Raw genomic sequence first — 22,741 nt, 5'->3', positions numbered from 1 at the left:
GGGTGAACGGCCCTTCCCGCCCTTACCGTCGAGGGCATGACGCATATCGACGCGGGCGCCGAGCTCGACCCGGTCCACCCGGTGGCACCGGCCACCGGACGCGCGACGGGTCTTACGGCCGCCGAGGTCGCCGAGCGGGTCGCACGCGGCGAGGTCAACGACGTACCCGTACGCAGTTCGCGCTCGACCACCGAGATCATCCGGGCGAACGTCTTCACGCGGTTCAACGCGATCATCGGCGTGCTCTGGGTGATCATGCTCGGCGTCGCGCCGATCCAGGACAGCCTCTTCGGCTTCGTCATCATCGCCAACACCGGCATCGGCATCATCCAGGAACTGCGCGCCAAGAAGACCCTGGACGGGCTCGCGGTCATCGGCGAGGCCAAGCCGACCGTGCGGCGCGACGGCGTGGCCGCCGAGATCTCCACCTCCCAGATCGTCCTCGGCGACCTGGTGGAGCTGGGCCCCGGCGACAAGATCGTGGTGGACGGCGAGGCGGTCGAGACCGACAGCCTGGAGGTCGACGAGTCGCTCCTGACCGGTGAGGCCGACCCGGTCATCAAGAAGCCCGGCGACCGCATGATGTCGGGTTCCTTCGTCGTCGCGGGCGGCGGCGCGTTCACCGCGACGAAGGTCGGCCGCGAGGCGTACGCGGCGCAGCTCGCCGAGGAGGCATCGCGCTTCACGCTCGTCCACTCCGAGCTGCGCAGCGGCATCTCCACGATCCTCAAGTACGTGACGTGGCTGATGGTGCCGACCTCGATCGGGCTCATCATCAGCCAGCTCGTCGTCAAGGACGACAACTTCAAGGAGTCCATCGCCTACACGGTGGGCGGCATCGTCCCGATGATCCCCGAGGGGCTCGTCCTCCTCACCTCGGTCGCCTTCGCGATCGGTGTGATCCGCCTCGGCCGCAAGCAGTGCCTGGTGCAGGAGCTGCCCGCCATCGAGGGCCTGGCCCGCGTCGACACGGTCTGCCTGGACAAGACCGGCACCCTCACCGAGGGCGGCATGGACGTCACCGAACTGCGCTCGCTCAACGGCTCGGACGAGAGTTACGTACGCAAGGTCCTGGGCGCCCTCGGCGAATCCGACCCGCGCCCCAACGCGTCGCTCCAGGCGATCATCGACGCCTACCCCGACGCCGAGGAGTGGCGCTGCACCGAGTCGCTGCCCTTCTCCTCGGCCCGCAAATACAGCGGCGCCTCCTTCAGCGAGGGCGACGGCGACAACTCGACGTGGCTGCTAGGGGCGCCGGACGTGCTGCTGCCCGCCGAGGACCCCTCCCTCGCCGAGATCGAGGACCTCAACCAGCAGGGCCTGCGTGTGCTGCTCCTTACCCGCGCCGCCGGTGAGCTGGACGACCCGGACGTCGCCGCAGGGGCCCGCGCCACCGCCCTGGTCGTCCTGGAGCAGCGGCTTCGTCCGGACGCCGGCGACACCCTGCGCTACTTCGAGGAGCAGGACGTCGCCGCCAAGGTCATCTCCGGCGACAACGCGGTCTCGGTGAGCGCGGTCGCGGGCAAGCTGGGCCTGCCCGGCGCGGAGAACACGGTGGACGCCCGCCGGCTGCCCACGGAACAGGGCGAGATGGCCGAGGCCCTGGACGCCAACTCCGTCTTCGGGCGGGTCACCCCGCAGCAGAAGCGCGACATGGTGGGCGCCCTCCAGTCGCGCGGCCACACGGTCGCGATGACGGGCGACGGCGTCAACGACGTACTCGCCCTGAAGGACGCCGACATCGGTGTCTCGATGGGCTCGGGCTCGGAGGCGACGCGGGCGGTCGCCCAGATCGTGCTCCTCAACAACAGCTTCGCGACGCTGCCATCGGTGGTCGCGGAGGGCCGCCGGGTCATCGGCAACATCACGCGGGTCGCGACGCTGTTCCTGGTCAAGACCGTCTATTCGGTGATCATCGCGCTGCTTGTGGTCTGCACACAGGTCGAGTACCTCTTCCTGCCCAGGCACCTCACACTTCTCTCGACCCTCACCATCGGCGTCCCGGCGTTCTTCCTGGCACTGGCCCCCAACAAGGAGCGGGCCAAGCCCCACTTCGTACGAAGGGTCATGCGCTACGCGATCCCGGGCGGTGTCGTCGCGGGCGCCGCCACCTTCGCGACGTACCTCCTGGCCCGGCACCACTACGAGGGCGCGGGCGCACGGGAAGCCGAGACCAGCGCGGCCACGCTGGCGCTGTTCCTGATCGCCATGTGGGTGCTCGCGATCATCGCCCGCCCCTACACGTGGTGGCGCATCGGGCTCATCAGCGCGATGGGGCTCGGCTTCCTGCTGGTGCTCACCGTCCCCTGGCTCCAGGACTTCTTCCAACTGAAGCTGGTGGGTACGACGATGCCGTGGGCGGCGGTCGCGATCGCGGCGGCCGCCTCACTGGTCATCGAGGTCGTCTACCGCTGGGTGGGCCGCCGCTTTCCGGCGTGACGGGGGGGGCGCGGCAGCCGCGCGGCCCCTCAGTCGAACCAGCGGTCCCGTTCCAGCTCCTCCGTCCGGGAGGGGTCCTCGAGCAGGGCCGCGACCTCGAAGCGGCGTGGCCACTGGGACGCCGCCCAGGCGAGGCCCGCCGCGACGCCCTCCAGCGTCGCCGCGTGGAGGACGCCGTCCGGCGTGCGGCGCCAGTCCAGCTCGACGCCGCCCGCGATCAGTTCGTCGTGCTCGATGTACGTCTCCGGGGTCGCGGGGCCGAGCAGCGTACGGACCGGCTCCGGGACAGGATGCTCGGCGCCCTCTCCCGCAGGCTCGACCGCCGCCGTCTCGCTCAGCCGCCGTACCTGGAACAGCTCGGCCAGGTCCGCCGCCTTGCGGGGCTCCACGGGCAGCAGCGCCACGCCGTCGGCCAGCGGCAGCAGGTCGGGCGCGTCCGCGACCACCGCGTCCGCCACGTCGACCACCACGACCTCGCCGTCCACGACCGCCCGCACCTCGTCCGGCAGCGTGACCTGCTCCGGGTCCAGGTCCGCCAAGGCGCCGTACAGGGCGTGCAGCTGGGCCGCCGAAACGGTCCGCTCCGGGTCCGCGAGCCGGTCGAGCAGCTCGGCGGCGCCGCCCGGCTCCTCCAGGAGTGCGGCGACCGACGTGCGTACGCCGAGGGCGCGAAGCACCTGCTCGTCGTCGAAACCGGAGGCGTCGGCGGCGTCGTAGAGACCTTCGAGCAGCGGGTCGCCGCCCGAGGCCCGAAGCCCGGCGGGACGACGGCCGCCGAGGACCGGGTTACCGCGCAGCCACCACGCCGTGTACGACCGGACGGTCTCCGTCGTGCCGTCCGGGAGCAGGATCCGCAGCGGCTGCGTCAGCGCGTCCCGCAGCGGCGGGCGCGAGAGCAGGGCCAGCGCCTGCGGCCAGCGGTCCTCGTCGACCAGATCGAGATCCCGTACGGCGACGATCTCGGTCGCGACCGGCGGTACGGGCGTGTCCGGAAGCCGGTCGAGCACGTCCTCGCACCACACGTCGACCGCGTCGAGCAGCCCCGCGTCGTCGGGCTCGGCGAAGTCCCCTTCGCGGGGTTCGAGTTCATCGGGATCGAGGACGACGTCCGTGGCGCGGACGAGGGCGAAGGTGGCCAGGACGCCACACGCGGCCAGTGGCTGTTCGCCCCAGCGGTCGGCGAGATCGGCGTCCACCATGGCGAGTTCGTCCTCGCGCATGACCTCGGCGAACGGGCTGCCGGGCAGCACGAGTTCACCGGCGGGCGCCGGTTCGCCGTCCTCGTCGGGCAGCGCGAGCGCGCCGAGCCAGGGCTCGTCGCCGGGCGCGAGGTTCGCCCCACGGACGAGTCCGAGGACAAGATCCGCCAGCTCCTCGGCATCGAGGGCGTCCTCGTCCCAGGTGTCGTCGTCGAGGGAGGCCGCGACGGCGGCACGGACCTGCGGAGTCGTCAGGACGGCGCGGGGCGTGGCGGGCAGCGCGCCGAGCTTCTCCAGGAGGGGGTGGACGGCGTCGGGGTGCGCGACCTTCAGGCCGAGCCGGGCGAGGGCCGCGGGGTCGCCGTCCTCGCTGTCCGCACCCGTGAGGGGCAGCAGGACCTGGCGGGGCCCGATGGTCGTACGCCCGTCGGCAAGCGGGACAGGCAGGCCCGTCAGCCGGTCCGGATCGACACCGGCGAGGGCGTCGTACAACCGCCGCCACCAGTCAGGATCCTTCTCCAGACCGGCGAGCCGGTCGATCGCCTCGGTCAGCGGGACCCGGGCGACGCCGAGGGTGCGCAGCTCGGCGCGGCGCTCGAGCCCGGCGGGCAGCAGGCTGGGCAGGACATCGGCGAGGACGCGTACGGTCTCGGCGCCCGCGCCCTCCACGACCTCCGCGTCACGGGGCCGCAGCGCGACGGGAACCTCCCAGTCGGGGACGTCCGACGCGTCGTCCTTCGGGGCGGCGGGCTCGACGGCGGGCGGCAGGAAGGCGGTGCGGGGCAGCCGGTCGAGGATGGCCTGGCGCAGCGCACCGTCGAGTTCACTCTTGCCGAGCGGCCCGGGGACGAGGCCGATGATGCCATCGCCCACGGGCCGCCAGCCGGCGAGGAGTTCGGCGTACGCGTCGGCCGCCCGCTGCACGAGGAAGTCGGTGAGGGGACCGGGAGCCGCATGCCGCCGGGTCGTGTCGAGCGGGAACGAGGCGATGAGCAGCGCGGGCACCCCGAGCGGCTCGTCGCTCGGCGTCGGCGCGTGCAGCACGGGGGCGCCGCGGGGCGGCCGCGGGGCGCCGTCGTGGTCGGTGGGAACCGCCCAGGTCACGGACCAGTGGGGCCGCAGCCGCTCCTCGACGGGGCGGTCGGCGAGCAGCTCCTGCTCCAGGGGCCCTTGCCGGCTGACGGTCCGCCAGCGAGTCGTGTTCGCATTCGTACGGCCTTCCGGGTCCTCACGGCTGTCGGATACGTCGACGAATCCGTCCCCGGCGGTGCGCCGAAGGACGCGCGGCTCGGCGTCCGCGACCTGCACGACGACTTCTTCGAGGCCGGGGAGGGCGAGGAGCAGCGCATCGTCGATCCCCTCAAGGAGACGGGTGACGAGATCCTCGGCGGCGGCGTCGCGCAACGGCAGGATGACGACGGTGTCGTACCCGTCGGGGGCGGTGCCTTCGGCGGCGAGCGGCAGCCGAAGCAGCGGCACATGCCCGTCACGGCGCCGGATCTCGTCGCCGAGGCCCGGGCTGAACCGGGCGGTTTCGGCGGCGAGTTCGCGTGCCTCGCCCAGGGACCAGCGGACGCCTCCGGTACGCCCGACGACGGCGGGCTCGTCGGATACGGCGAGCACGGCGGCGAAGCCGACGCCGAACCGTCCGACTGCGGTCTCCTCGTGCCCCTCTCGCTTGGCGGAGGCGCGGAGGGTGGAGAGGGACTCGACTCCGGCGGCGTCGAGGGGGGCGCCGTTGTTGGCGGCGGCGAGGACGCCGTCCCGGAGGGTGAGGGCGAGGCGGCCCCGTGCCCCGGCGCGGGCCGCGGCGTCGGCGGCGTTCTGCGCCAGCTCGACGACGAGGCGGTCACGGTAGCCGCCGAGGGCGAGGTCCTCCTCGGCGTTGGCGTCCTCGCGGAACCTCGCCGGGCTTGCCGCCCAGGAATCGAGGACTCCCCGTCGGAGCCGAGCCGTGCCGAACGGGTCAGTCCCCTCGGCCGCCGGCCGCACGGTCTTGCTCACGGTGTCGTCTCCCTCGCTTGGTTCGCGGGGCGAACGGTATCGCGTGGCCGGGGGGCCTCGGGCAGTGCGGCTGCCTCCGGCGGGGTGGGCCGGTCCTTCGGCTGTCGGCCGGTGGGTGGTCTTCCCGCGCTCCGCGCGGGCCTTTCCCACCCGCCCGCCCGATCACCCGGGGGGCTTCCGCGCTCCGCGCGGGATTTCCCCACCCAGCCCACCCGATCACCCGGCAGCCACGGGCCGCGGTAGGTCTCTCGGCTGCGAGCCGCCCGTGGCCTACCGCGCTCCGCGCGGGCTCTTCCCGCCCACCCACCCGATTGCCCTGCGGGGTGATCGGGTGGGCGGGCGGGAAAAGATCCGCGCGGAGCGCGGGAAGGAACCCCGACTCGCCGCAGACGAAAGCCCACAGCCCGCACGGAGCCCCGGGGCAATCGGGTGGGTGGGCGGGAAAGAATCCGCGCGGAGCGCGGTAGGAAACCGACTGGCCGCGGACGAAGGTGAACAGCGCAGAGAGACCCGGGCGGCGGCAAGAGTCCGCTGCCTCGGCGCAGGCCCGCGCGGAGCGCGAAGGGACCGCGGGCCCACCCAGCAGTCGGCTACCCCCAGCGGGAGCTCAGGAGTGGCCGAGGTCCTCGCTCGGGCCCTCCGGGGGGACCGAGCCCGAGTCGGGGGACGGGCGCAGGGGCAGGACGTCGACTCGGGTCTCGTCGAGGACCGGTTCCGCGGGGCGCGGGGGGCGCGGCATGACGGCCGCCTCGGAGTGGCCCCCGCAGCCGTACGCGAGAGACACCACCTGGCCGTCCGCAGGACCGAACTCGTTCGCGCACACCCCGAACGCCTGGCCGAGCGACCCACCGATCGGGGCGAGGAACCCGCAGCTGACGCAGGTCGCAGGCGCCGCCTGCGCCATCGCGGTCTTCGCGCCGTGCGTCTCCTCCCAGCGATCGGCCGCGGCATGCAGGCCGTACCGGGAAAGGACCCGGGCCCTGCGCATGCCGAGTTCATCGGCGATCGCGGCGATGGAGCCGCGCGCGGGCGCCATCGGGAGCTCGGCCGGCGGCCCCGACGTCACCTCGGCGTCCTCCGCCTCGACCAGCTCCGCCATCTCCTCGGAGACCGCGGAATTCGGCGGCGGCTCCTCCTCGCCGGAGAAGCCGGGCTCCAGGCGGAGGTCCTCGGCGTCGGTCGGGAGGAGGTCGCCCGGGCCCATGTCGCCGGGGCGCAGACGCTCGCTCCACGGCACCCACTCGGGGGCCAGCAAGGCGTCGGGGCCCGGAAGCAGCACCGTCTCGTCGAGCGTGACGAACTTGGCCCGCGAGGCGCGCGCCACCGTCACCGCCCAGCGCCAGCCCCGGTAGCCGAACTCCTTGCATTCGAACAGGTGCGTGACCACGCGGTCGCCCTCGACCACGACATCGACGTGCTCACCGACGACACCCGGTGCGGCGGCCTCCTCGGCCGCCTCACGGGCCATTCCCACCGCCTCGGCGCACAGGCGGTCGGGAGTACGCGGGGTACGCGGGGTACGGCTTCGCGTTGTCGCTGCGCTCACAGGTATCGCTTCTCTCCTACGCCGTCTCACGAGTGCGCCACCCATACGCGGGAGTGCGGACGGAGCGGACCAATGGGCCGCGTCGACGTCCGCGCCCGAACGTCCTCGGGCGCACCTACTGTCATCCATTCTGCGGGATGAGCGAGAGGCGCGCGGCCAAGAACTACCGCCGCAGGCGCGCTACGCACGCTACCTTCTCCTGGCCCCTGGGCCTACACCGGCGTGCCCGGCCCCTGTGGCGGGGGCCGCCCGTGCCCGCCGCTTCGCGGGGGATTTTCCCGCCGACCCACCCGATTACCCCGCGTACCCGGCTGTCGATGCGCACTAGCGCAGGCCAATAGAGGGCACTATGACGAGGTGGCCGCCGCAAGGTCCTCTCAGGGAAACAGCGGAGCGGGCTCGGCGCTGAGCAGGGCCGTCCGTTCCGTCGGGCGTGCCCTGCATCTGCCCTTCACCGGTACCGCCCGCGGCATCAGGAAGGCCACGCACGCGCACGGCGCGGGCGAGTCCGGGCTCGGCAAGCTCATCGAGCTGCACGCCGTGAACGGCGCGGGCGACGTCATGATCACCGTCGCGCTCGCGTCGACCGTGTTCTTCTCCGTGCCGACGGACGAGGCCCGCGGCCGTGTCGCCCTCTATCTCGCCATCACCATGGCGCCCTTCACCCTCCTGGCCCCCGTCATCGGCCCGCTTCTGGACCGCCTCCCGCACGGCCGCCGCTATGCGATGGCCGCCGCGATGCTGGCCCGTGCGCTGCTCGCCCTGCTCCTGTCGGAAGCGGTGATCACGGGGAGTATTGAGCTCTATCCCGCCGCGCTCGGGGTGCTCGTCGCCTCCAAGGCGTACGGGGTCGTCCGCAGCGCTGTCGTGCCCAGACTCCTGCCCGCCGGGTTCTCGCTGGTCAAGGCCAATTCCAGAGTCACCCTTGGTGGGCTGCTCGCCACCGGTATCGCCGCGCCCATCGGGGCGGGGCTGCAGGCGCTCGGGCCCCGCTGGCCGCTCTACGGCGCCTTTGTGATCTTCGTCGTCGGGATGTTCCTGTCCCTCTCGCTGCCGCCCAAGGTCGACTCCGCGAAGGGCGAGAGCAAGGCGCTGCTCGCCGCCGACGAGGAGCATCTGCATCTGCATGCGCGGGCCGAAGCCGCGGCGGACACCAGCAAGAAGCGGAAGCTGGGGCTGCGTACCGTCGGACCCGCCGTCACCCACGCCCTCGCCGTCAACGCCTCACTGCGCTGTCTCTCCGGGTTTCTGATCTTCTTCCTCGCCTTCCTTCTGCGCGAGGAGCCGCTCGCCGGGCAGAGCGCGGCGGTGTCCCTGGGGATAGTGGGGATCGCGGCCGGCGTGGGGAACGCGCTCGGCACAGCCGTCGGTGCCGGGCTGAAGTCGCGGGCGCCGGAGATCATCATCGTGACCGTCGTCGCCTTCGTCCTCGCCGTCGCGATCACCGCCGCGCTGTTCTTCTCGGCGGTCGGCGTCGCCTGCCTTGGCGCCGTCGCGGGCTTCGCGCAGGCCATGTCGAAGCTGTCCCTGGACGCGCTGATCCAGCGGGACGTCCCGGAACAGGTGCGGACCTCCGCCTTCGCCCGCTCGGAGACAATGCTTCAGGTGGCCTGGGTGATCGGCGGCGGCATCGGCATGGCGCTGCCGCTGAACGGGTCGCTCGGCCTCTCGGTGGCCGCCGCGATCGTCGCCATCGGCTGGCTGTCGACCGTGCGGGGCCTGCTCGCGGCGGCCCGGCACGGCGGCTCGCAGCGACGCCGGGTGGCGTGAGCCCGTCACATCGCGGGTGCGGCACGCCGCGACCCCCACGTGGCAGGACGGCACGAGGTGCCCGATAGCCTTCGCCCATGACCTCCCTGCTCCGCGGCGGAGCCGCACACGTTCACAGCTCGGCGCGCCGCCGCCGTTCCGTGGCTGCCATTGGCGCTGTCTCCGCCGGACTCCTCGTCCTGTCCGCCTGCGACAAGCCGACGCCGCTCGCCACCGTCACCGTCGGCAGCAACTCGGTGAACACCGAGGCCTCCTGCTACAACGACGGCGAGGAGCTCAAGCAGTCCCAGCTGCAGGGCTGCCTGAAGGACAAGGACGTCAAGTCCATCAAGGTCGATCCCGACGAGAAGGTCCGCTTCGGCGTCGACCCGGAGATCGCCGAGAAGGGCTGGACGCTCCTGATGAACGGTCAGCCGCTCACCGAGGCAAGCGACAAGACCTACGTCGTCATCCCGGGCAGCGTCTTCTTCAACCAGCAGTACGGCGGCGGCACCAACGCCACCACCGTCAGCCTGCTCGAGGGCGGCAAGGGCTCCGGGTCCAAGGCGACGGGCCTGTGGTCGTTCAAGCTCGAGAAGGACTCCTGACCACGGCTTCGGTACGTGTTCTGGTGGCCACCGCCGTCCCGGCCGAACGGGACGCGGTGGCCAAGGGCCTGCCTTCGCAAGTCGGCGATGTTGTCGCCGCCGGTGTGGGCCCCGCCGCCGCTGCCGCGCACACCGCGGCCGCCATCGCGCGCGGCACGTACGACCTCGTCGTCTCCGCCGGAATCGGCGGCGGCTTCCGGCCCGACGCGCCCGTCGGCTCCCTCGTCGTCGCCGACGAGATCACCGCGGCCGATCTGGGCGCCCAGACGCCCGACGGGTTCCTGCCGGTCACCGAGCTCGGGTTCGGTGCCGTCACCCACCTCCCGCCGCCGTCCCTCGTACGCGACGTGGCCGCGGCGACCGGCGGCCGGGTCGGCGGCGTCCTCACCGTCTCCACCGTGACCGGCTCCGCCGAGCGCGCCGCCGAGCTGCGGCGGCGCCACCCCGGTGCGCTCGCCGAGGCGATGGAGGGGTTCGGGGTCGCCGAGGCGGCCGCCGCGTACGGACTGCCCGTCCTGGAGATCCGCGCGGTCTCCAACGCCGTCGGGCCGCGGGACCGCGGCGCCTGGCGGATCGGCGACGCGCTCGCCGCGCTGACCGACGCGTTCGGGAAGTTCGCGCCCGTACTGGAGAGTTGGAAGAGGCATGACTGAGACCCAGGCCCAGGTGGACCGGCCGCTGCAGATCGCGTACTCGCCCTGCCCCAACGACACGTTCGTCTTCGACGCCTGGGCGCACGGCCGGGTGCCCGGCGCGCCCGAACTCGACGTCACCTTCGCGGACATCGACATCACCAACGGCATGGCCGAGCGCGGCGAGTTCGACGTACTGAAGGTCTCGTACGCCGTGCTGCCCTATGTCCTCGACGAGTACGCGCTGCTGCCGTGCGGCGGTGCGCTCGGCCGTGGCTGCGGCCCGCTGGTGCTCACCCGGGAGGCCGGGGTCGACCTCACCGGCAAGACGGTGGCGGTGCCGAGCGAGAAGTCGACGGCGTATCTGCTGTTCCGGCTGTGGGCCGCGGACACCCTGACCGGCGGTGGCGTCGGCGAGATCGTGGTGCTGCCCTTCGACCAGATCATGCCCGCGGTGCGGGACGGAAAGGTCGACGCGGGGCTCGTCATCCACGAGGCGCGCTTCACCTACCAGAACTACGGCCTGCACTGCCTCGCGGACATGGGCGAGCACTGGGAGCAGACGACACGCCTGCCGATCCCGCTGGGCGCGATCATCGCCAAGCGGTCGCTCGGCGCCGAGCGGCTGCGGCAGCTCGCCGACGCGGCGCGGACCTCCGTGCGCATGGCCTGGGACGACCCCGAGGCGTCCCGGCCCTATGTCCTTGAGCACGCGCAGGAGATGGACCCGGCGGTCGCCGACCAGCACATCGGTCTGTACGTGAACGAGTTCACCGCGGATCTCGGCGAGAGCGGATACGCGGCGGTCCGCGGCCTTCTCACGCGGGCGGCCGCGGAGGGCCTGGTCCCGGCGCTGCCGCCCGGTGCGCTGAACTTCGGCTAGATCTCGCACGTAAGGCGGGCCGAAAAGCCTCGGCCCGCCCCCGCGTACGGAAAGAACAGCTCCGCTAGACGTCCAGCTGGTCCGCCACCGCACGGAGCAGTCCTGCGATCTTCGCGCCGGATGCCTTGTCCGGGTAGCGGCCCTTCTCCAGCATCGGCGTGATGTTCTCCAGGAGCGTCGTCAAATCCTGCACGATGGACGCCAGTTCATCCGGCTTGCGGCGCTGGGCCGCCGCGACCGACGGCGTCGGGTCGAGGATCGTGACCGAAAGGGCCTGGTCACCGCGCTGGCCCGCGACGACGCCGAACTCGACGCGCTGTCCGGGCTTGAGTGTGTCGACGCCGGCGGGCAGTACGGAGGAATGCACGAAGACGTCGCCGCCGTCATCGCGGGAGAGAAAGCCGAAGCCCTTCTCGCTGTTGAACCACTTGACCTTGCCGGTAGGCACGTGAAGTCCTCGTCCTCGTACTTGTCGTCGTACTCGTCTATGCCGCGGAAAAACGGCTCTGGATAGCACTACAGCGGGTCGCCCGACCCGCCAGGACCAAGACTATTGGTCCGGGAGCCGGTGACAAGACGTCCCCGGATTCTTCCTTCGCGCTGGGAACTACCCTGGTGGGGTGCGTGACAAAACCCAAGCGAATTCAGCCGGACCGGGCGATGGCCTGGTCCGTGCCGGAGCGATCGTCTTCTTCGTCGGAGCCGTGGCCACTCTCGTCACAGTGGCCCCGCTTTTCCTCGGCACGGATCCCTTCCCGTCCATCGCGTACGCGGTGTGCATGCTGATGGGGGTCGGATTCATCGTCGCCGGGGCGGGAGTGCTGCGCGGTATCGCCGTCCAGCGCCGCCAGGCCAGGTCCGCCGCTACTTAGCGGCGGCGCCGGCGGCGTACGACGCGAGCCAGGCGGGGAATTCCGTCAGGTCGGTGAGCACGACGTCCGCGCCCGCCGCGCGCAGTTCGGCTGCGTCGCACGGCCCGGTCGGCACCGCGACGGACAGCGCGCCGGCCGTACGCGCGCCGCGTACATCACCGGTGTGATCGCCGACGTAGACCGCCGCGTCGTGCTCGCGCAGCGCCTCCGCCTTCGCCTCGGCCCACAGCCAGCCGATCACCGCGTCCGCCTCGATGCCGAGGTGCGCCAGGTGCAGCTTGGCGTTGGGCTCGTGCTTGGCGGTCACCACGATCGCGCGGCCGCCGAGCTCGCGGACCGCGGCGACGGCCTCCCGGGCGCCGGGCATCGCGAGCGCCGGCGCGATGGCGTATGTGGGATAGATCTCACGGTAACGGTCGCCCATCTCCTGGATCTCGTCCTCGGGGAACCAGTGGCGCAGCTCCTCATCGAGGGGCGGGCCGAGGCGGGTGATGGCCAGATCGGCGTCTATGTACGTGCCCGTCTCCGCGGACAGTGCCTCGTAGGCCGCCTTGATGCCCGGGCGGGAGTCGATCAGGGTCATGTCGAGGTCGAAACCGACCGTCAGCGCGCGAGAGGTCATAGGGCCATTGTGCAGAGGCCCGACGGCCGGGGGACGGGGGTTGAGGTCCCCCCTTAGGCTTAGCCAAGCCTTACCTCTGCGATGCCCCTGATGTACCGCCGTACCCCCGTACCTCCACCCTGCCGATTCCTCCGAAACGAGCTCAGCCGATGCGTGTGCCAGCCAGACGCGCTGTCGCGATGACGGCGGCCGTGCTGGCCCTGCTGCTCGCGGTCCTGCTCAGCCTCTCCGTCGGCGCCCGTGCGATCGCGCCGTCCGCCGTCTTCGACGCCCTGCTGCACGGCGGGCACAGCGACGCCGCCGAGGTCGTCCGCGAGATGCGGTTGCCTCGTACGGTCATCGGCCTGATGGTGGGCGCCGCGCTCGCCCTGGCGGGCACCGTCCTTCAGGGCATCACCCGCAACCCCATCGCCGACCCCGGCATCCTCGGCGTCAGCCAGGGCGCGTCGGTGGGCGTCGTCATGGCGATCGGCTTCGCCGGGGTCCACACGCTGACCGGATACGTCTGGTACGCCTTCGTCGGCGCGGGCATCGCGTCCGTCGCGGTGTACGCGATCGCCGCGAGCGGACGGGGCGGGGCGACCCCCGTGAAGCTCGCGCTCGGCGGCGCCGCGATCAACGCGCTCCTCGTCTCCCTGACCACCGCCGTCCTCACCACCAAGGCCTCCGCCCTGGACGAGTTCCGCTTCTGGCAGGTGGGTTCGCTCTCCGGTCGTGACGCGGAGGTCGTCGGGCAGATCTGGCCGTTCCTGCTGGTGGGGCTCCTGCTCGTGCTGTCCGTGGCGCGCGGGCTCGATGCGCTCGCCCTCGGGGAGGACGTGGCCAAGGGGCTCGGGCAGAAGGTCGCGACGGTGCGGATCGTGGGCGGACTCGGCGCCACCGTGCTCACCGGCGCCGGGGTCGCGGCCGCCGGACCCATCGCCTTCATCGGGCTCGCCGTCCCGCACATCGCTCGCGCGATCGTGGGCAGCGGGCATCGCTGGGTGCTGCCGATGGCCGCCGTCCTTGGGCCTGTGATGCTGCTCGTCTCCGACACGGTGGGGCGCGTGATCTTCCCGCCGAGCGAGGTGCCTGCCGGGGTGATGACCGCGCTGATCGGGGTGCCGTTCCTGGTGACTCTGGTGCGCCGGAAGGTGGTTGCTGCCTGATGGCCGTCGACTCGAAACCGCCGCTGCGCGGCGGATCTTTCCCGCCCGCCCACCCGAAACTCCGCATCAAGCCTGCCGGGTATGCAGTGCTTCGGGTTCGGCGTGCTGCTTTCCTCGTGCACCGGCGGGCAGCCGTGGTCGCCGTCGGGCTCGCACTCCTCCTTGCCGCGAGCTGTCTCGCGTACCTCTGTGTCGGCGAGTCCTTCGTCCAGCCCGCCGAAGCCCTGAAGGTCCTCTTCGGGCAGCCGTCCCCCGACGAACTGGTCGTGGGCACGCTGCGCGAACCCCGCATGGTCGTCGGCCTCCTCGTCGGCGCCGCGTTCGGCGTCGCCGGCGGGCTGATCCAGACCGTCGCCCGCAACCCCCTCGCGAGCCCCGACATCATCGGCATCAGCCAGGGCGCGAGCGCCGTCACGGTGGGTGCGATGACCCTCGGGGTCACCTCGTACACCGTGCTGCCGTATCTCTCGGTGCTCGGCGGTGTCGCCGCCGCCGCTCTCGTGTACGTCTTCGCCTGGCGCGGCGGCCTGCACGCCACCCGCTTCGTGCTCATCGGCATCGGCTTCGCGATCGCCCTGCGGTCCATCACCACGCTCTTCATGACCAAGGGCGACTATCTCGTCGCCCAGCAGGCGCAGATCTGGATGACGGGCTCGCTCAACGGCCGCGGCTGGGCGGAGGCGGAGCCGCTCGGCCTGACCCTGCTCGTGCTGCTCCCGTTCATCGCGTGGGCGGCCCGCGCCCAGCGCTCGGTGACCATGGACGACGACACGGCGACCGCGCTCGGGGTGCGCCTGGGACACGTACGCCTCGGTCTCGTCCTGCTCGGCGTCGTCCTCGCCTCCGTGGCGACCGGCGCCGCGGGGCCCGTCGACTTCGTGGCGCTGCTCGCCCCGCAGATCGCCCGCAGGATGACCCGCACCGCGCAGATCCCGCTGCTCTGCTCGGCGCTGCTCGGCGCGCTGATCATGGTCATCGCCGACCTGCTCGCCCGCCGGCTCTTCTCGCCCACGGAACTCCCGGTGGGTGTGCTGACCGCGGCCGTCGGAGCCCCGTACCTGATCTGGCTCATCGTCCGCAGCCGTTCCGTCCGCACTGGAGGCACCTCGTGACCGGCGCTTGTCTGAATGCCCGCCTGAGCGCCCGCGAGCTGACCCTCGCCTACGAGGACCGTGAGGTCGTGCACGCCCTCGACCTCGCGATCCCGGACGGCGAGGTCACGGTCATCGTCGGCCCCAACGCCTGCGGGAAGTCGACGACCCTGCGGGCGCTCGGCCGCCTCCTCAAGCCGAAGAGCGGCGCGGTCCTCCTGGACGGCGAGGCCCTCGCCAAGCTCCCCACCAAGAAGATCGCCCAGCAGATCGGGCTGCTCCCGCAGACGCCCGTCGCGCCCGAGGCGATCACCGTCGGCGACCTCGTCGCGCGCGGCCGCCAGCCGCACCAGAGCTGGTGGCAGCAGTGGTCCGACGAGGACGAGAAGGCGGTGACGGAGGCGATGGAACGTACCGACGTGTCCGCGCTCGCCGAACGCTCCGTCGACGAGCTCTCCGGCGGCCAGCGCCAGCGCGTATGGATCGCCATGGCGCTCGCCCAGGACACCGGCCTGCTGCTCCTCGACGAGCCGACCACGTATCTCGACATCTCGCACCAGGTCGAGGTCCTCGACCTGGTGCGCCAGCTCAACCACGACCGCGGCCGCACCGTGGTCGTCGTCCTGCACGACCTCAACCAGGCGGCGCGGTACGCCGACCATCTCGTCGCCATGAAGGAGGGCCGGATCGTCGCGGAGGGCGCACCGGCCGATGTCGTCACCGAGGAGCTCGTGCGCGAGGTCTTCGGTCTGGAGTGTGTGGTGGTGCCGGATCCCGTGACCGGATCGCCGCTGGTCGTCCCCGGGGCGCCGTGGGCCGCCGGGTCCCGTTCGCAGTCCTCCGTACCCTCCTCATCCGCTCGAAAGGTGGCCCAAAAGCCATGACCAGCTCCCAGAACCGCCGCGCCCTCGCCGCCGGCGCCCTCGCGCTCAGCGGTGCGCTCGCCCTGTCGGCCTGCGGCTCGTCGGACTCCGACGACGACGCGGCGAACTCCGGCAAGACGCACGTCGTCAAGACGGCCATGGGAGACGTGAAGGTCCCGGTCGCCCCCAAGCGCGTCGTCGTCCTCGACACCGCAGAGCTGGACTCCGCGGTCACGCTCGGCGTGAAGCCGGTCGGAGCCACACACGTCGAGACGTCCAAGGGCTTCCCGAGCTACCTGCCCAAGGACGAGGTCAGCGGCATCAAGGACGTCGGCGAGATGCTGAATCCGAACATGGAGGCCATCGCGGCCCTCGACCCGGACCTCATCCTCACCAGCAAGATCCGGCACGGCGCCAAGTACGACCAGCTCAAGAAGATCGCGCCGACCGTGATGACGGAGAACACCGGGTACCCCTGGAAGGAGAACTTCCAGGTGCACGCCGACGCGCTGGGCAAGAAGGCCGAGGCGAAGAAGATCGTCTCCGCCTACGACGCGCACGCCAAGAAGGTCACCACGGCCGTCGGCGGCCCGGCGAAGGCCAAGGCGACGGAGGTCAACGTCGTCCGCTTCGTGGAGGGCGCGGACATCCGCATCTACGGCGAGCAGACCTACATCGCCACGATCCTGAAGGACGTCGGCCTCGGCCGCGCGCCGATCTCCGCGAAGGCCAAGGACGGCTTCTCGTACGACGTGTCGCCCGAGAAGATCGACCTCGCCGACACCGACGTCATCTTCCAGGCGACGTACGGCGATCCGAAGAAGGCCAAGCAGACGCAGACCACGGGCAGCAGCCTGTGGAAGAACATGAAGGCGGTCAAGTCCGGCAACGTCCACACGGTCGAGGACGAGCTGTGGATCCAGGGCATCGGCTACACCGCGGCGAACAAGATCCTGGACGAGATGCAGGCGGACCTGAAGAAGTAGCTTGGGGAGCTTGCTTGAGGCAGTAACTCCCGCCCGGCTCACGGCCGTTGCCGCTGCGATCTCCACAACAGGTAGAGCGCGGAGGCGACGGCCGCGCCGCGTACCACCCAGGGCCAGGTGTCGGCCATCGCGTCGCTCATGTGGCCGTCGCGGACGGGATCGCCCCAGCGGCCTTCGCTCCTGCCCCACAGCCAGGTGATCCCGGCGGCCACGGAGAGACCCGGAAGCCCGAGCACGGCCCATTTGGCCTCGGCGCGGCTGAGCCTGCGCGAGACGTAGGCGAGGAGCCAGCCGCCGCCGAGGGCAAGCAAGTTGCCGAGGATCGCGCCGACGGTGAGGAGCGCGGCGGCGAGCAGCAGCAGGGGGTTGCTGAGGCCGGGGCCCGCGTCGCCGCCGCCCTTGGCCCGCCGAAGCCGGAGCCGCCGCCGGGGTGGCGGCTGCTCATCCTCCCCCTCGTCGCCCTCCTCGGCCTCCTCCCACTCCTCTTCCTCTTCTTCGGCCTCGTCGTCTGGGCGCTTCTTCGCACTCGCCGGGGGCTTGAGGATTTCGGGGATCTCTACGCCGCCGACGAAGCCCGGCACGCTGTCGGCGAAGCCGAAGGGGCCGTTGCCGTCACCCCGCTCCACCCGCCACCAGTCGGGCTCGGAGCCGCTCGGGCCGAGCTCGTCCGTGCCGGCGAGGTGCGGCGGCGACGGGCGGAAGTCCTCCTGCGGAAGCTCCGGTTCGTCGGCGGCGGGGCGGGGGCGGGGGACGATGCGGCGGAGGCGTTTGGGGCGCTGGGGCGGTTCGGCGGTGCGCTGGGTGGGGACGGCGGGGCGGGGCACGTCTCGGGAGCGGGGCCCCGCATCGGAGGTTTCACTCCCCGACCCGGAGGCTGCCGCCTCGACGAGGTCCTCCGGGGAGCCGAGGCGGTTCAGGATGCGGCGTATCGCTGCCGGGTTGTCGGGCGTGGCCTTGGCCCGGCTGCGGTCGATCTCGTTGCGGAGCTCCGAGACGAGGCGCATGCGGGTGCCTGACGGCAGTTGGCGCTGCTGGGCCAGGTCGCCGACGCGGCTCAGATAGTCGTAGACGAGCTGATCGCTCTCGATCCCCACGAAGTCCCCTCCGGGGCGGCTGCGTTGACCGCCTTTCGCGTGCGCTGTGCCTCGACGGTATCGCGTCCCTTTGGTGGCCCCGCAGTCTCCGGGCGCCGAACATGCCTTTCCCGCCCACCCGCCCGATTGCCCGGCAGCGGGGCGACTTGCCGGGGTGGGTGGGGGAGGCGGCGGAACCGCACCGCTCACCCGCACTGTGCGACGTACACGAGGGGCTGGACCACGGCCTCACACACCAGCAGCGCGCAACGAGAACGCGAGGGGAGGGACCGGACCACAGCCCCCACGCACCGCCAGCACGCGACGAGACGCGAGGGGACGGACATCGGCTCCCACACACCGTCAGCACGCCACGAGACATGGGGGGGGACGGACATCGGCCCCCACGCACCGTTGGCGCGCAACGAGACGCGAGGGGACGTGTCGGTATTTCCGCACGGAGCACGGTACGCAGCACTCCCCAGCCGAAGCAGCAAGACGCTCGGACCGAGATGGCGAGTACGGACATACCGGCGCGGCCCCGCCCCAAGACGCACCGCACCGCAGACGACCCCCGAGCCCCCAAGACGCACCGCACCGCAAACCGCAGCCCCGCAGCCCCGCAGCCGGCAACGACCCCGCACAGCACGCCGCACCCCCGGCCCAGCCCCACGAAAGGCCCAGCCCCAGCCGCCGACCCGCTACCGTGGCCAGGATGAGCACCGACGAGCAGGCACAGCGTCCAGCGGACACCCCCCGGTCACTCGCCGAGGCGCTTCGGTCCCGTGGCGACGAGTCGCTCGGTGCGCTGCTGCAGGCCCGCCCCGACCTGCTCACCCCTGTTCCGACCGACCTCACGCAGCTCGCCACCCGCGCCGCGACCCGCGCCTCCGTCGTCCGCGCCCTGGAGCGGCTCGACCGTTTCACGCAGCAGGTCGCCGAGGCCCTCGCCGTGGCTCCGGAGCCGGCGACGTACGCCGAACTGCACGCACTGATCGCCGGAGACCAGGGGAGCGACGGCGCGGACGCGGCGACGGACGAAGCGCTCGGCCGGGCCGTCGGCGTCCTGCGTGAGCAGGCCCTCGTCTGGGGTCCTGACGACCGCCTGCGCCTGGTCCGCACGGCACGCGAACTCCTCGCCCCCGCCCCGCAGTACCCCTCCCCCACCGGCCTCGGCCCCACCGTCGCCGAGGCCACCGCGGGCATGTCGCCGAACCGTATCCAGGACATCGTCACGGCGGCCGGACTGCCCTCCACCCACGACGCGGTGTCCGCCGTCCGATCGCTGACCGACCTCTTCACGGACCGCACCCGGATGTCCGCGCTGCTCGACGAGGCCCCCGCCGAGTCCGTCGAGGTGCTTTCGCGGCTCGTCTGGGGCCCGCCGTACGGCCAGGTGACCGCAGACCCGGCGCGGCATCTGCGCTGGCTCCTGGACCGGGGGCTGCTCCTGCCGACCTCGCCCGGCACCGTCGTACTCCCCCGCGAGGCGGCCCTGCACCTGCGCGCGGGCCGCGCGCACCGCGTCATCGAACCGGCGCCGCCCGCCGTGCAGCCGCTGCGCGAGCACCGTCCACAGGTTGTGGACGCGACGGCGGCGGGCCAGGCGTACACGGCGCTCGCCACGGTCGAGGAGCTCCTGAAGGACTGGGACGAGGGCGGCCCGACGGTCCTGCGGGCCGGCGGCCTGAGCGTGCGGGATCTGAAGCGGACGGCGGTGGCCCTCGACGTACCGGAGCCGGTGGCCGCGTTCTGGGTCGAACTGGCCTACGCGGCGGGCCTGGTGGCGTCGGACGGCGAGGCGGACGAGCGGTACGCGGCGACACCGGCGTACGACGACTGGCAGGAAATGCCCGCCGCCGAGCGCTGGTCGGCGCTCGTCACGGCCTGGCTGACGGCGACCCGCACGGCGGGCCTGATCGGCGGCCGCGACGGCAAGGACCGCACGCTGTCGGCGCTGGGCCCGCACCTGGACCGCTCGTCGGCCCCGGAGATCCGCCACCGGGTCCTGACGCTCCTCACAACGCTCCCGGACGGTGCGAGCCCGACGCCCGACTCGCTCCTGGCCAGGCTGCGCTGGGAGCGCCCGCCGCGCGGCTCGTCCGGCGGCGGGGCATCCGCGGGCGGCGTGTCGACCGGCAGCAGCACATCCGCAGGCAACGCACCGCTCGAACTGCGCGCCCGCATCGCCCAATGGACCCTGAACGAGGCGGAGTTGCTCGGCATCACGGGCCGCGGCGCGCTGTCGTCGCACGGGAGGGCACTGCTTGGCTCCGAGGAGGGCGCGGCCACGGCGCCCGCCCCCTCCCCCGCCGAGCTGGCCGCATCCGCGGCCCGAGCCGCCCGCCTCCTCACCCCCCTCCTCCCCGAGCCCCTCGACCACGTGCTCCTCCAGGCGGACCTCACCGCGGTGGCCCCCGGCCCCTTGGAGCGCCCGCTCGCGGAGACCCTCGCCGTACTCGCGGACGTCGAGTCGAAGGGCGGCGCGACGGTGTACCGCTTCACGCCCGGCTCGGTGCGCCGCGCGCTGGACGCGGGCAAGTCCGCCTCGGACCTGCACGCCTTCCTGGCCGCACACTCCCGCACACCGGTCCCGCAGCCCCTCGCCTACCTCATCGACGACGTGGCCCGTAAACACGGCCATCTGCGGATCGGCGCCGCATCGGCGTACGTACGCTGCGACGACGAGGCGCTGCTCAACGAGATCCTCGCCGACAAGCGCTCCCAGGGCCTGCGCCTGCGCCGCCTAGCCCCCACCGTGCTCGCCGCGCAGGCCGACCCCGGCACGCTCCTCGAAGGGCTGCGCTCGATGGGCTTCGCGCCCGCCGCGGAGAGCGCCGAGGGCGACGTACTGATCCACCGCGCGCACGCCCACCGCACACCACCGCGCACGGCCCCCGAGCCCGTCCACGACGGCCCGCCGCTGCCGGACGACACGATGACCGGCGCCGCGGTGCGCGCCATCCGCGCGGGCGACCTGGCCTCGACGACTCCCCGCAAGGCCGCTCCGGAGGCGACCGGCGCGCTCCCCCGCACGACGGCGGCGGAAACCCTCGCCACGATGCAGGCGGCAGTCCTGACGGGCGAGGCGGTCTGGATCGGCTACGTGAACGCGGAGGGCTCGGCGAGCCAGCGCGTGATCGCCCCGATCCGCGTCGAGGGCGGCTTCGTCACGGCGTACGACCACACGGCGGACGAGGTCAGGACGTATCCGCTGCATCGGGTGACGGGGGTGGCGGAGCTCGCGGACGACTGAGGCCCCCGGGCGGAAGCGGCGGGTGAGGCCCGCAGCACAGTCAGGGCGGTAATCGCGCGCCATGCGGCACACTGGACGTTTGGCTTACCGAAAGGGTGCGCGCGTGAACGGTCCCCTCATCGTCCAGTCGGACAAGACCCTCCTGCTCGAGGTCGACCACGAGCAGGCCGATGCCTGCCGCCGTGCCATCGCGCCCTTCGCGGAGCTGGAGCGTGCCCCCGAGCACATCCACACCTACCGTGTGACGCCGCTCGGTCTGTGGAACGCCCGTGCGGCGGGGCACGACGCGGAGCAGGTCGTGGACGCGCTTGTGGAGTTCTCGCGGTATCCCGTGCCGCACGCGCTGCTCGTGGACGTCGCGGAGACGATGGCGCGGTACGGGCGGCTCACGTTGTCCAAGCACCCGACGCACGGGCTTGTGCTGACCACCACCGACCGGCCCGTGCTCGAAGAGATCCTGCGGTCCAAGAAGGTGCAGCCGCTCGTCGGCGAGCGGGTCGACGCGGACACCGTCGTCGTGCATCCCTCCGAGCGTGGGCAGATCAAGCAGACCCTGCTCAAGCTCGGGTGGCCCGCCGAGGATCTTGCCGGGTACGTCGACGGAGAAGCGCACCGGATCGACCTCGCCGAGGACGGCTGGGCGCTGCGGCCGTATCAGAAGCAGGCCGTGGAGGGCTTCTGGCACGGCGGGAGCGGCGTTGTCGTACTGCCCTGTGGCGCCGGGAAGACGCTGGTCGGGGCCGGGGCCATGGCCGAGGCCAAGGCGACCACTCTCATTCTCGTGACCAATACCGTCTCCGCGCGGCAGTGGAAGCACGAGCTGGTCAAGCGGACCTCCCTCACCGAGGACGAGATCGGTGAGTACAGCGGGACCCGGAAAGAGATCCGGCCGGTCACCATCGCGACCTATCAGGTGCTCACCACCAAGCGGAAGGGCATCTACCCGCACCTTGAGCTCTTCGACTCCCGTGACTGGGGGCTCATCGTCTACGACGAGGTGCATCTGCTGCCCGCCCCCGTCTTCAAGTTCACCGCCGATCTGCAGGCCCGGCGGCGTCTTGGGCTCACCGCGACGCTGGTCCGGGAGGACGGGCGGGAGTCCGATGTCTTCTCCTTGATCGGGCCCAAGCGGTTCGATGCTCCTTGGAAGGAGATCGAGGCTCAGGGGTACATCGCGCCCGCCGACTGCGTGGAAGTGCGGGTCAATCTGACGGACTCGGAGCGGCTCGCGTACGCCACCGCCGAGGCCGAGGAGAAGTACCGGTTCTGCGCCACCACCGCCACCAAGCGGAAGGTGACGGAGGCGCTGGTCAAGAAGCATGCCGGGGAGCAGACCCTCGTCATCGGGCAGTACATCGATCAGCTGGACGAGCTGGGCGAGCACCTGGACGCGCCCGTCATCAAGGGCGAGACGACCAACGCGCAGCGCGAGAAGCTGTTCGGTGCCTTCCGGGAAGGCGAGATCTCCGTGCTCGTCGTGTCCAAGGTCGCGAACTTCTCCATCGATCTGCCCGAAGCCACCGTCGCGATTCAGGTGTCGGGGACCTTCGGCTCCCGGCAGGAGGAGGCACAGCGGCTCGGTCGCGTGCTGCGTCCCAAGGCCGACGGGCACGAGGCGCGCTTCTACTCCGTGGTGGCGCGGGACACCATCGACCAGGACTTCGCGGCGCATCGGCAGCGGTTCCTTGCCGAGCAGGGGTACGCGTACCGGATCGTCGATGCGGACGAGCTGCTGACCGAGGGCTGAGGCCGACGCCGGTCGCCGTCGGG

17 protein-coding genes are annotated in these 22,741 nt (G+C 72.1%); 12 read left to right on the top strand and 5 right to left on the bottom strand.

Annotated elements, in window-relative coordinates:
- Positions 1-36: 36 nt before the first annotated feature.
- Positions 37-2,439: an HAD-IC family P-type ATPase gene (locus AB0G47_RS30660; RefSeq protein WP_360776628.1), complete on the top strand. Its 2,403-nt coding sequence runs from the start codon at positions 37-39 to the stop codon at positions 2,437-2,439.
- 29 nt (positions 2,440-2,468) lie between these two features.
- Here the strand turns inward: AB0G47_RS30660 and AB0G47_RS30655 are convergent, their stop codons facing one another.
- Together AB0G47_RS30655 and AB0G47_RS30650 are read right to left on the bottom strand one after the other, a co-directional pair.
- Positions 2,469-5,642 (bottom strand): molecular chaperone Hsp90, encoded by a 3,174-nt coding sequence (locus tag AB0G47_RS30655; RefSeq protein ID WP_360776626.1) that lies wholly within the window; start codon positions 5,640-5,642, stop codon positions 2,469-2,471.
- A 607-nt stretch (positions 5,643-6,249) separates the two neighbouring features.
- Positions 6,250-7,188 carry a DUF3027 domain-containing protein gene (locus tag AB0G47_RS30650; protein WP_360776624.1) on the bottom strand — a complete coding sequence of 313 codons (939 nt, stop codon included), beginning with the start codon at positions 7,186-7,188 and terminating at the stop codon, positions 6,250-6,252.
- A 357-nt stretch (positions 7,189-7,545) separates the two neighbouring features.
- Here AB0G47_RS30650 and AB0G47_RS30645 point away from each other — a divergent pair, with 357 nt between their 5' ends.
- From AB0G47_RS30645 to AB0G47_RS30630, 4 genes are all read left to right on the top strand, one after another.
- Positions 7,546-8,958 carry an MFS transporter gene (locus AB0G47_RS30645; RefSeq protein ID WP_360776622.1) on the top strand — a complete coding sequence of 471 codons (1,413 nt, stop codon included), beginning with the start codon at positions 7,546-7,548 and terminating at the stop codon, positions 8,956-8,958.
- Positions 8,959-9,035: 77 nt separating this feature from the next.
- On the top strand, positions 9,036-9,545 hold the full coding sequence (locus AB0G47_RS30640) for a DUF2771 domain-containing protein (RefSeq protein ID WP_360776620.1): 510 nt from the start codon (positions 9,036-9,038) through the stop codon (positions 9,543-9,545).
- Entirely contained in the window at positions 9,515-10,198 is a 684-nt protein-coding gene (locus tag AB0G47_RS30635) for a futalosine hydrolase (protein WP_360776618.1), read from the top strand. Before AB0G47_RS30640 ends, AB0G47_RS30635 begins: the two co-directional genes overlap by 31 nt.
- A complete protein-coding gene (locus AB0G47_RS30630; RefSeq protein ID WP_360776616.1) occupies positions 10,191-11,060 on the top strand; it encodes a 1,4-dihydroxy-6-naphthoate synthase in 870 nt (289 codons plus the stop codon). The genes AB0G47_RS30635 and AB0G47_RS30630 overlap by 8 nt, the downstream gene beginning before the upstream one ends.
- Positions 11,061-11,124: 64 nt before the next feature.
- On the opposite strand, the gene AB0G47_RS30625 is transcribed toward AB0G47_RS30630, so the two are convergent.
- A complete protein-coding gene (locus AB0G47_RS30625) occupies positions 11,125-11,508 on the bottom strand; it encodes a cold-shock protein (RefSeq protein WP_055701393.1) in 384 nt (127 codons plus the stop codon).
- A 172-nt stretch (positions 11,509-11,680) separates the two neighbouring features.
- On the opposite strand from AB0G47_RS30625, the gene AB0G47_RS30620 reads away from it, so the two are divergent.
- The gene (locus AB0G47_RS30620; protein ID WP_360776614.1) at positions 11,681-11,932 is read left to right on the top strand and encodes a hypothetical protein; all 252 of its coding nucleotides are present in this window, start codon (positions 11,681-11,683) and stop codon (positions 11,930-11,932) included.
- Here AB0G47_RS30620 and AB0G47_RS30615 read toward each other — a convergent pair.
- Positions 11,925-12,554 carry an HAD hydrolase-like protein gene (locus AB0G47_RS30615; protein ID WP_360776612.1) on the bottom strand — a complete coding sequence of 210 codons (630 nt, stop codon included), beginning with the start codon at positions 12,552-12,554 and terminating at the stop codon, positions 11,925-11,927. The genes AB0G47_RS30620 and AB0G47_RS30615 overlap by 8 nt on opposite strands.
- Positions 12,555-12,703: 149 nt before the next feature.
- Here AB0G47_RS30615 and AB0G47_RS30610 point away from each other — a divergent pair, with 149 nt between their 5' ends.
- Genes AB0G47_RS30610 through AB0G47_RS30595 form a run of 4 tightly spaced genes read left to right on the top strand, consistent with a single transcriptional unit; the run spans position 12,704 to position 16,642 of the window.
- Positions 12,704-13,702 (top strand): iron ABC transporter permease, encoded by a 999-nt coding sequence (locus tag AB0G47_RS30610; RefSeq protein ID WP_360776610.1) that lies wholly within the window; start codon positions 12,704-12,706, stop codon positions 13,700-13,702.
- A complete protein-coding gene (locus AB0G47_RS30605) occupies positions 13,702-14,814 on the top strand; it encodes an iron chelate uptake ABC transporter family permease subunit (RefSeq protein ID WP_360776608.1) in 1,113 nt (370 codons plus the stop codon). The genes AB0G47_RS30610 and AB0G47_RS30605 overlap by 1 nt, the downstream gene beginning before the upstream one ends.
- Entirely contained in the window at positions 14,811-15,677 is an 867-nt protein-coding gene (locus AB0G47_RS30600) for an ABC transporter ATP-binding protein (protein ID WP_360776606.1), read from the top strand. The genes AB0G47_RS30605 and AB0G47_RS30600 overlap by 4 nt, the downstream gene beginning before the upstream one ends.
- Complete coding sequence (locus tag AB0G47_RS30595) at positions 15,674-16,642, top strand: iron-siderophore ABC transporter substrate-binding protein (protein WP_360776605.1); 969 nt, start codon at positions 15,674-15,676, stop codon at positions 16,640-16,642. Before AB0G47_RS30600 ends, AB0G47_RS30595 begins: the two co-directional genes overlap by 4 nt.
- Before the next feature lie 38 nt (positions 16,643-16,680).
- On the opposite strand, the gene AB0G47_RS30590 is transcribed toward AB0G47_RS30595, so the two are convergent.
- On the bottom strand, positions 16,681-17,736 hold the full coding sequence (locus AB0G47_RS30590) for a hypothetical protein (protein ID WP_360776603.1): 1,056 nt from the start codon (positions 17,734-17,736) through the stop codon (positions 16,681-16,683).
- A gap of 694 nt (positions 17,737-18,430) precedes the next feature.
- Between AB0G47_RS30590 and AB0G47_RS30585 the strand changes: the two genes are divergently transcribed.
- Both AB0G47_RS30585 and AB0G47_RS30580 read left to right on the top strand, forming a co-directional pair.
- A complete protein-coding gene (locus AB0G47_RS30585) occupies positions 18,431-20,971 on the top strand; it encodes a helicase C-terminal domain-containing protein (protein ID WP_360776601.1) in 2,541 nt (846 codons plus the stop codon).
- Between the two features lie 103 nt (positions 20,972-21,074).
- Positions 21,075-22,718, top strand: coding sequence for a DNA repair helicase XPB (locus AB0G47_RS30580; RefSeq protein ID WP_360776599.1), 1,644 nt, complete (start codon positions 21,075-21,077; stop codon positions 22,716-22,718).
- Positions 22,719-22,741: the final 23 nt, after the last annotated feature.

It is taken from the genome of Streptomyces sp. NPDC021622 (genome assembly GCF_040640795.1).
Taxonomy (GTDB): domain Bacteria; phylum Actinomycetota; class Actinomycetes; order Streptomycetales; family Streptomycetaceae; genus Streptomyces.
The sequence above is the reverse complement of the archived record's forward strand: the minus strand, read 5'-3'. Positions and strand labels throughout refer to the sequence as shown.

Coding starts and splice junctions, on each gene's coding strand:
- AB0G47_RS30660 (WP_360776628.1), top strand. CDS start 37: ATGACGCATATCGACGCGGGCGCCGAGCTCGACCCGGTCCACCCGGTG.
- AB0G47_RS30640 (WP_360776620.1), top strand. CDS start 9,036: ATGACCTCCCTGCTCCGCGGCGGAGCCGCACACGTTCACAGCTCGGCG.
- AB0G47_RS30630 (WP_360776616.1), top strand. CDS start 10,191: ATGACTGAGACCCAGGCCCAGGTGGACCGGCCGCTGCAGATCGCGTAC.
- AB0G47_RS30615 (WP_360776612.1), bottom strand. CDS start 12,554: ATGACCTCTCGCGCGCTGACGGTCGGTTTCGACCTCGACATGACCCTG.
- AB0G47_RS30610 (WP_360776610.1), top strand. CDS start 12,704: ATGCGTGTGCCAGCCAGACGCGCTGTCGCGATGACGGCGGCCGTGCTG.
- AB0G47_RS30605 (WP_360776608.1), top strand. CDS start 13,702: ATGGCCGTCGACTCGAAACCGCCGCTGCGCGGCGGATCTTTCCCGCCC.
- AB0G47_RS30595 (WP_360776605.1), top strand. CDS start 15,674: ATGACCAGCTCCCAGAACCGCCGCGCCCTCGCCGCCGGCGCCCTCGCG.
- AB0G47_RS30585 (WP_360776601.1), top strand. CDS start 18,431: ATGAGCACCGACGAGCAGGCACAGCGTCCAGCGGACACCCCCCGGTCA.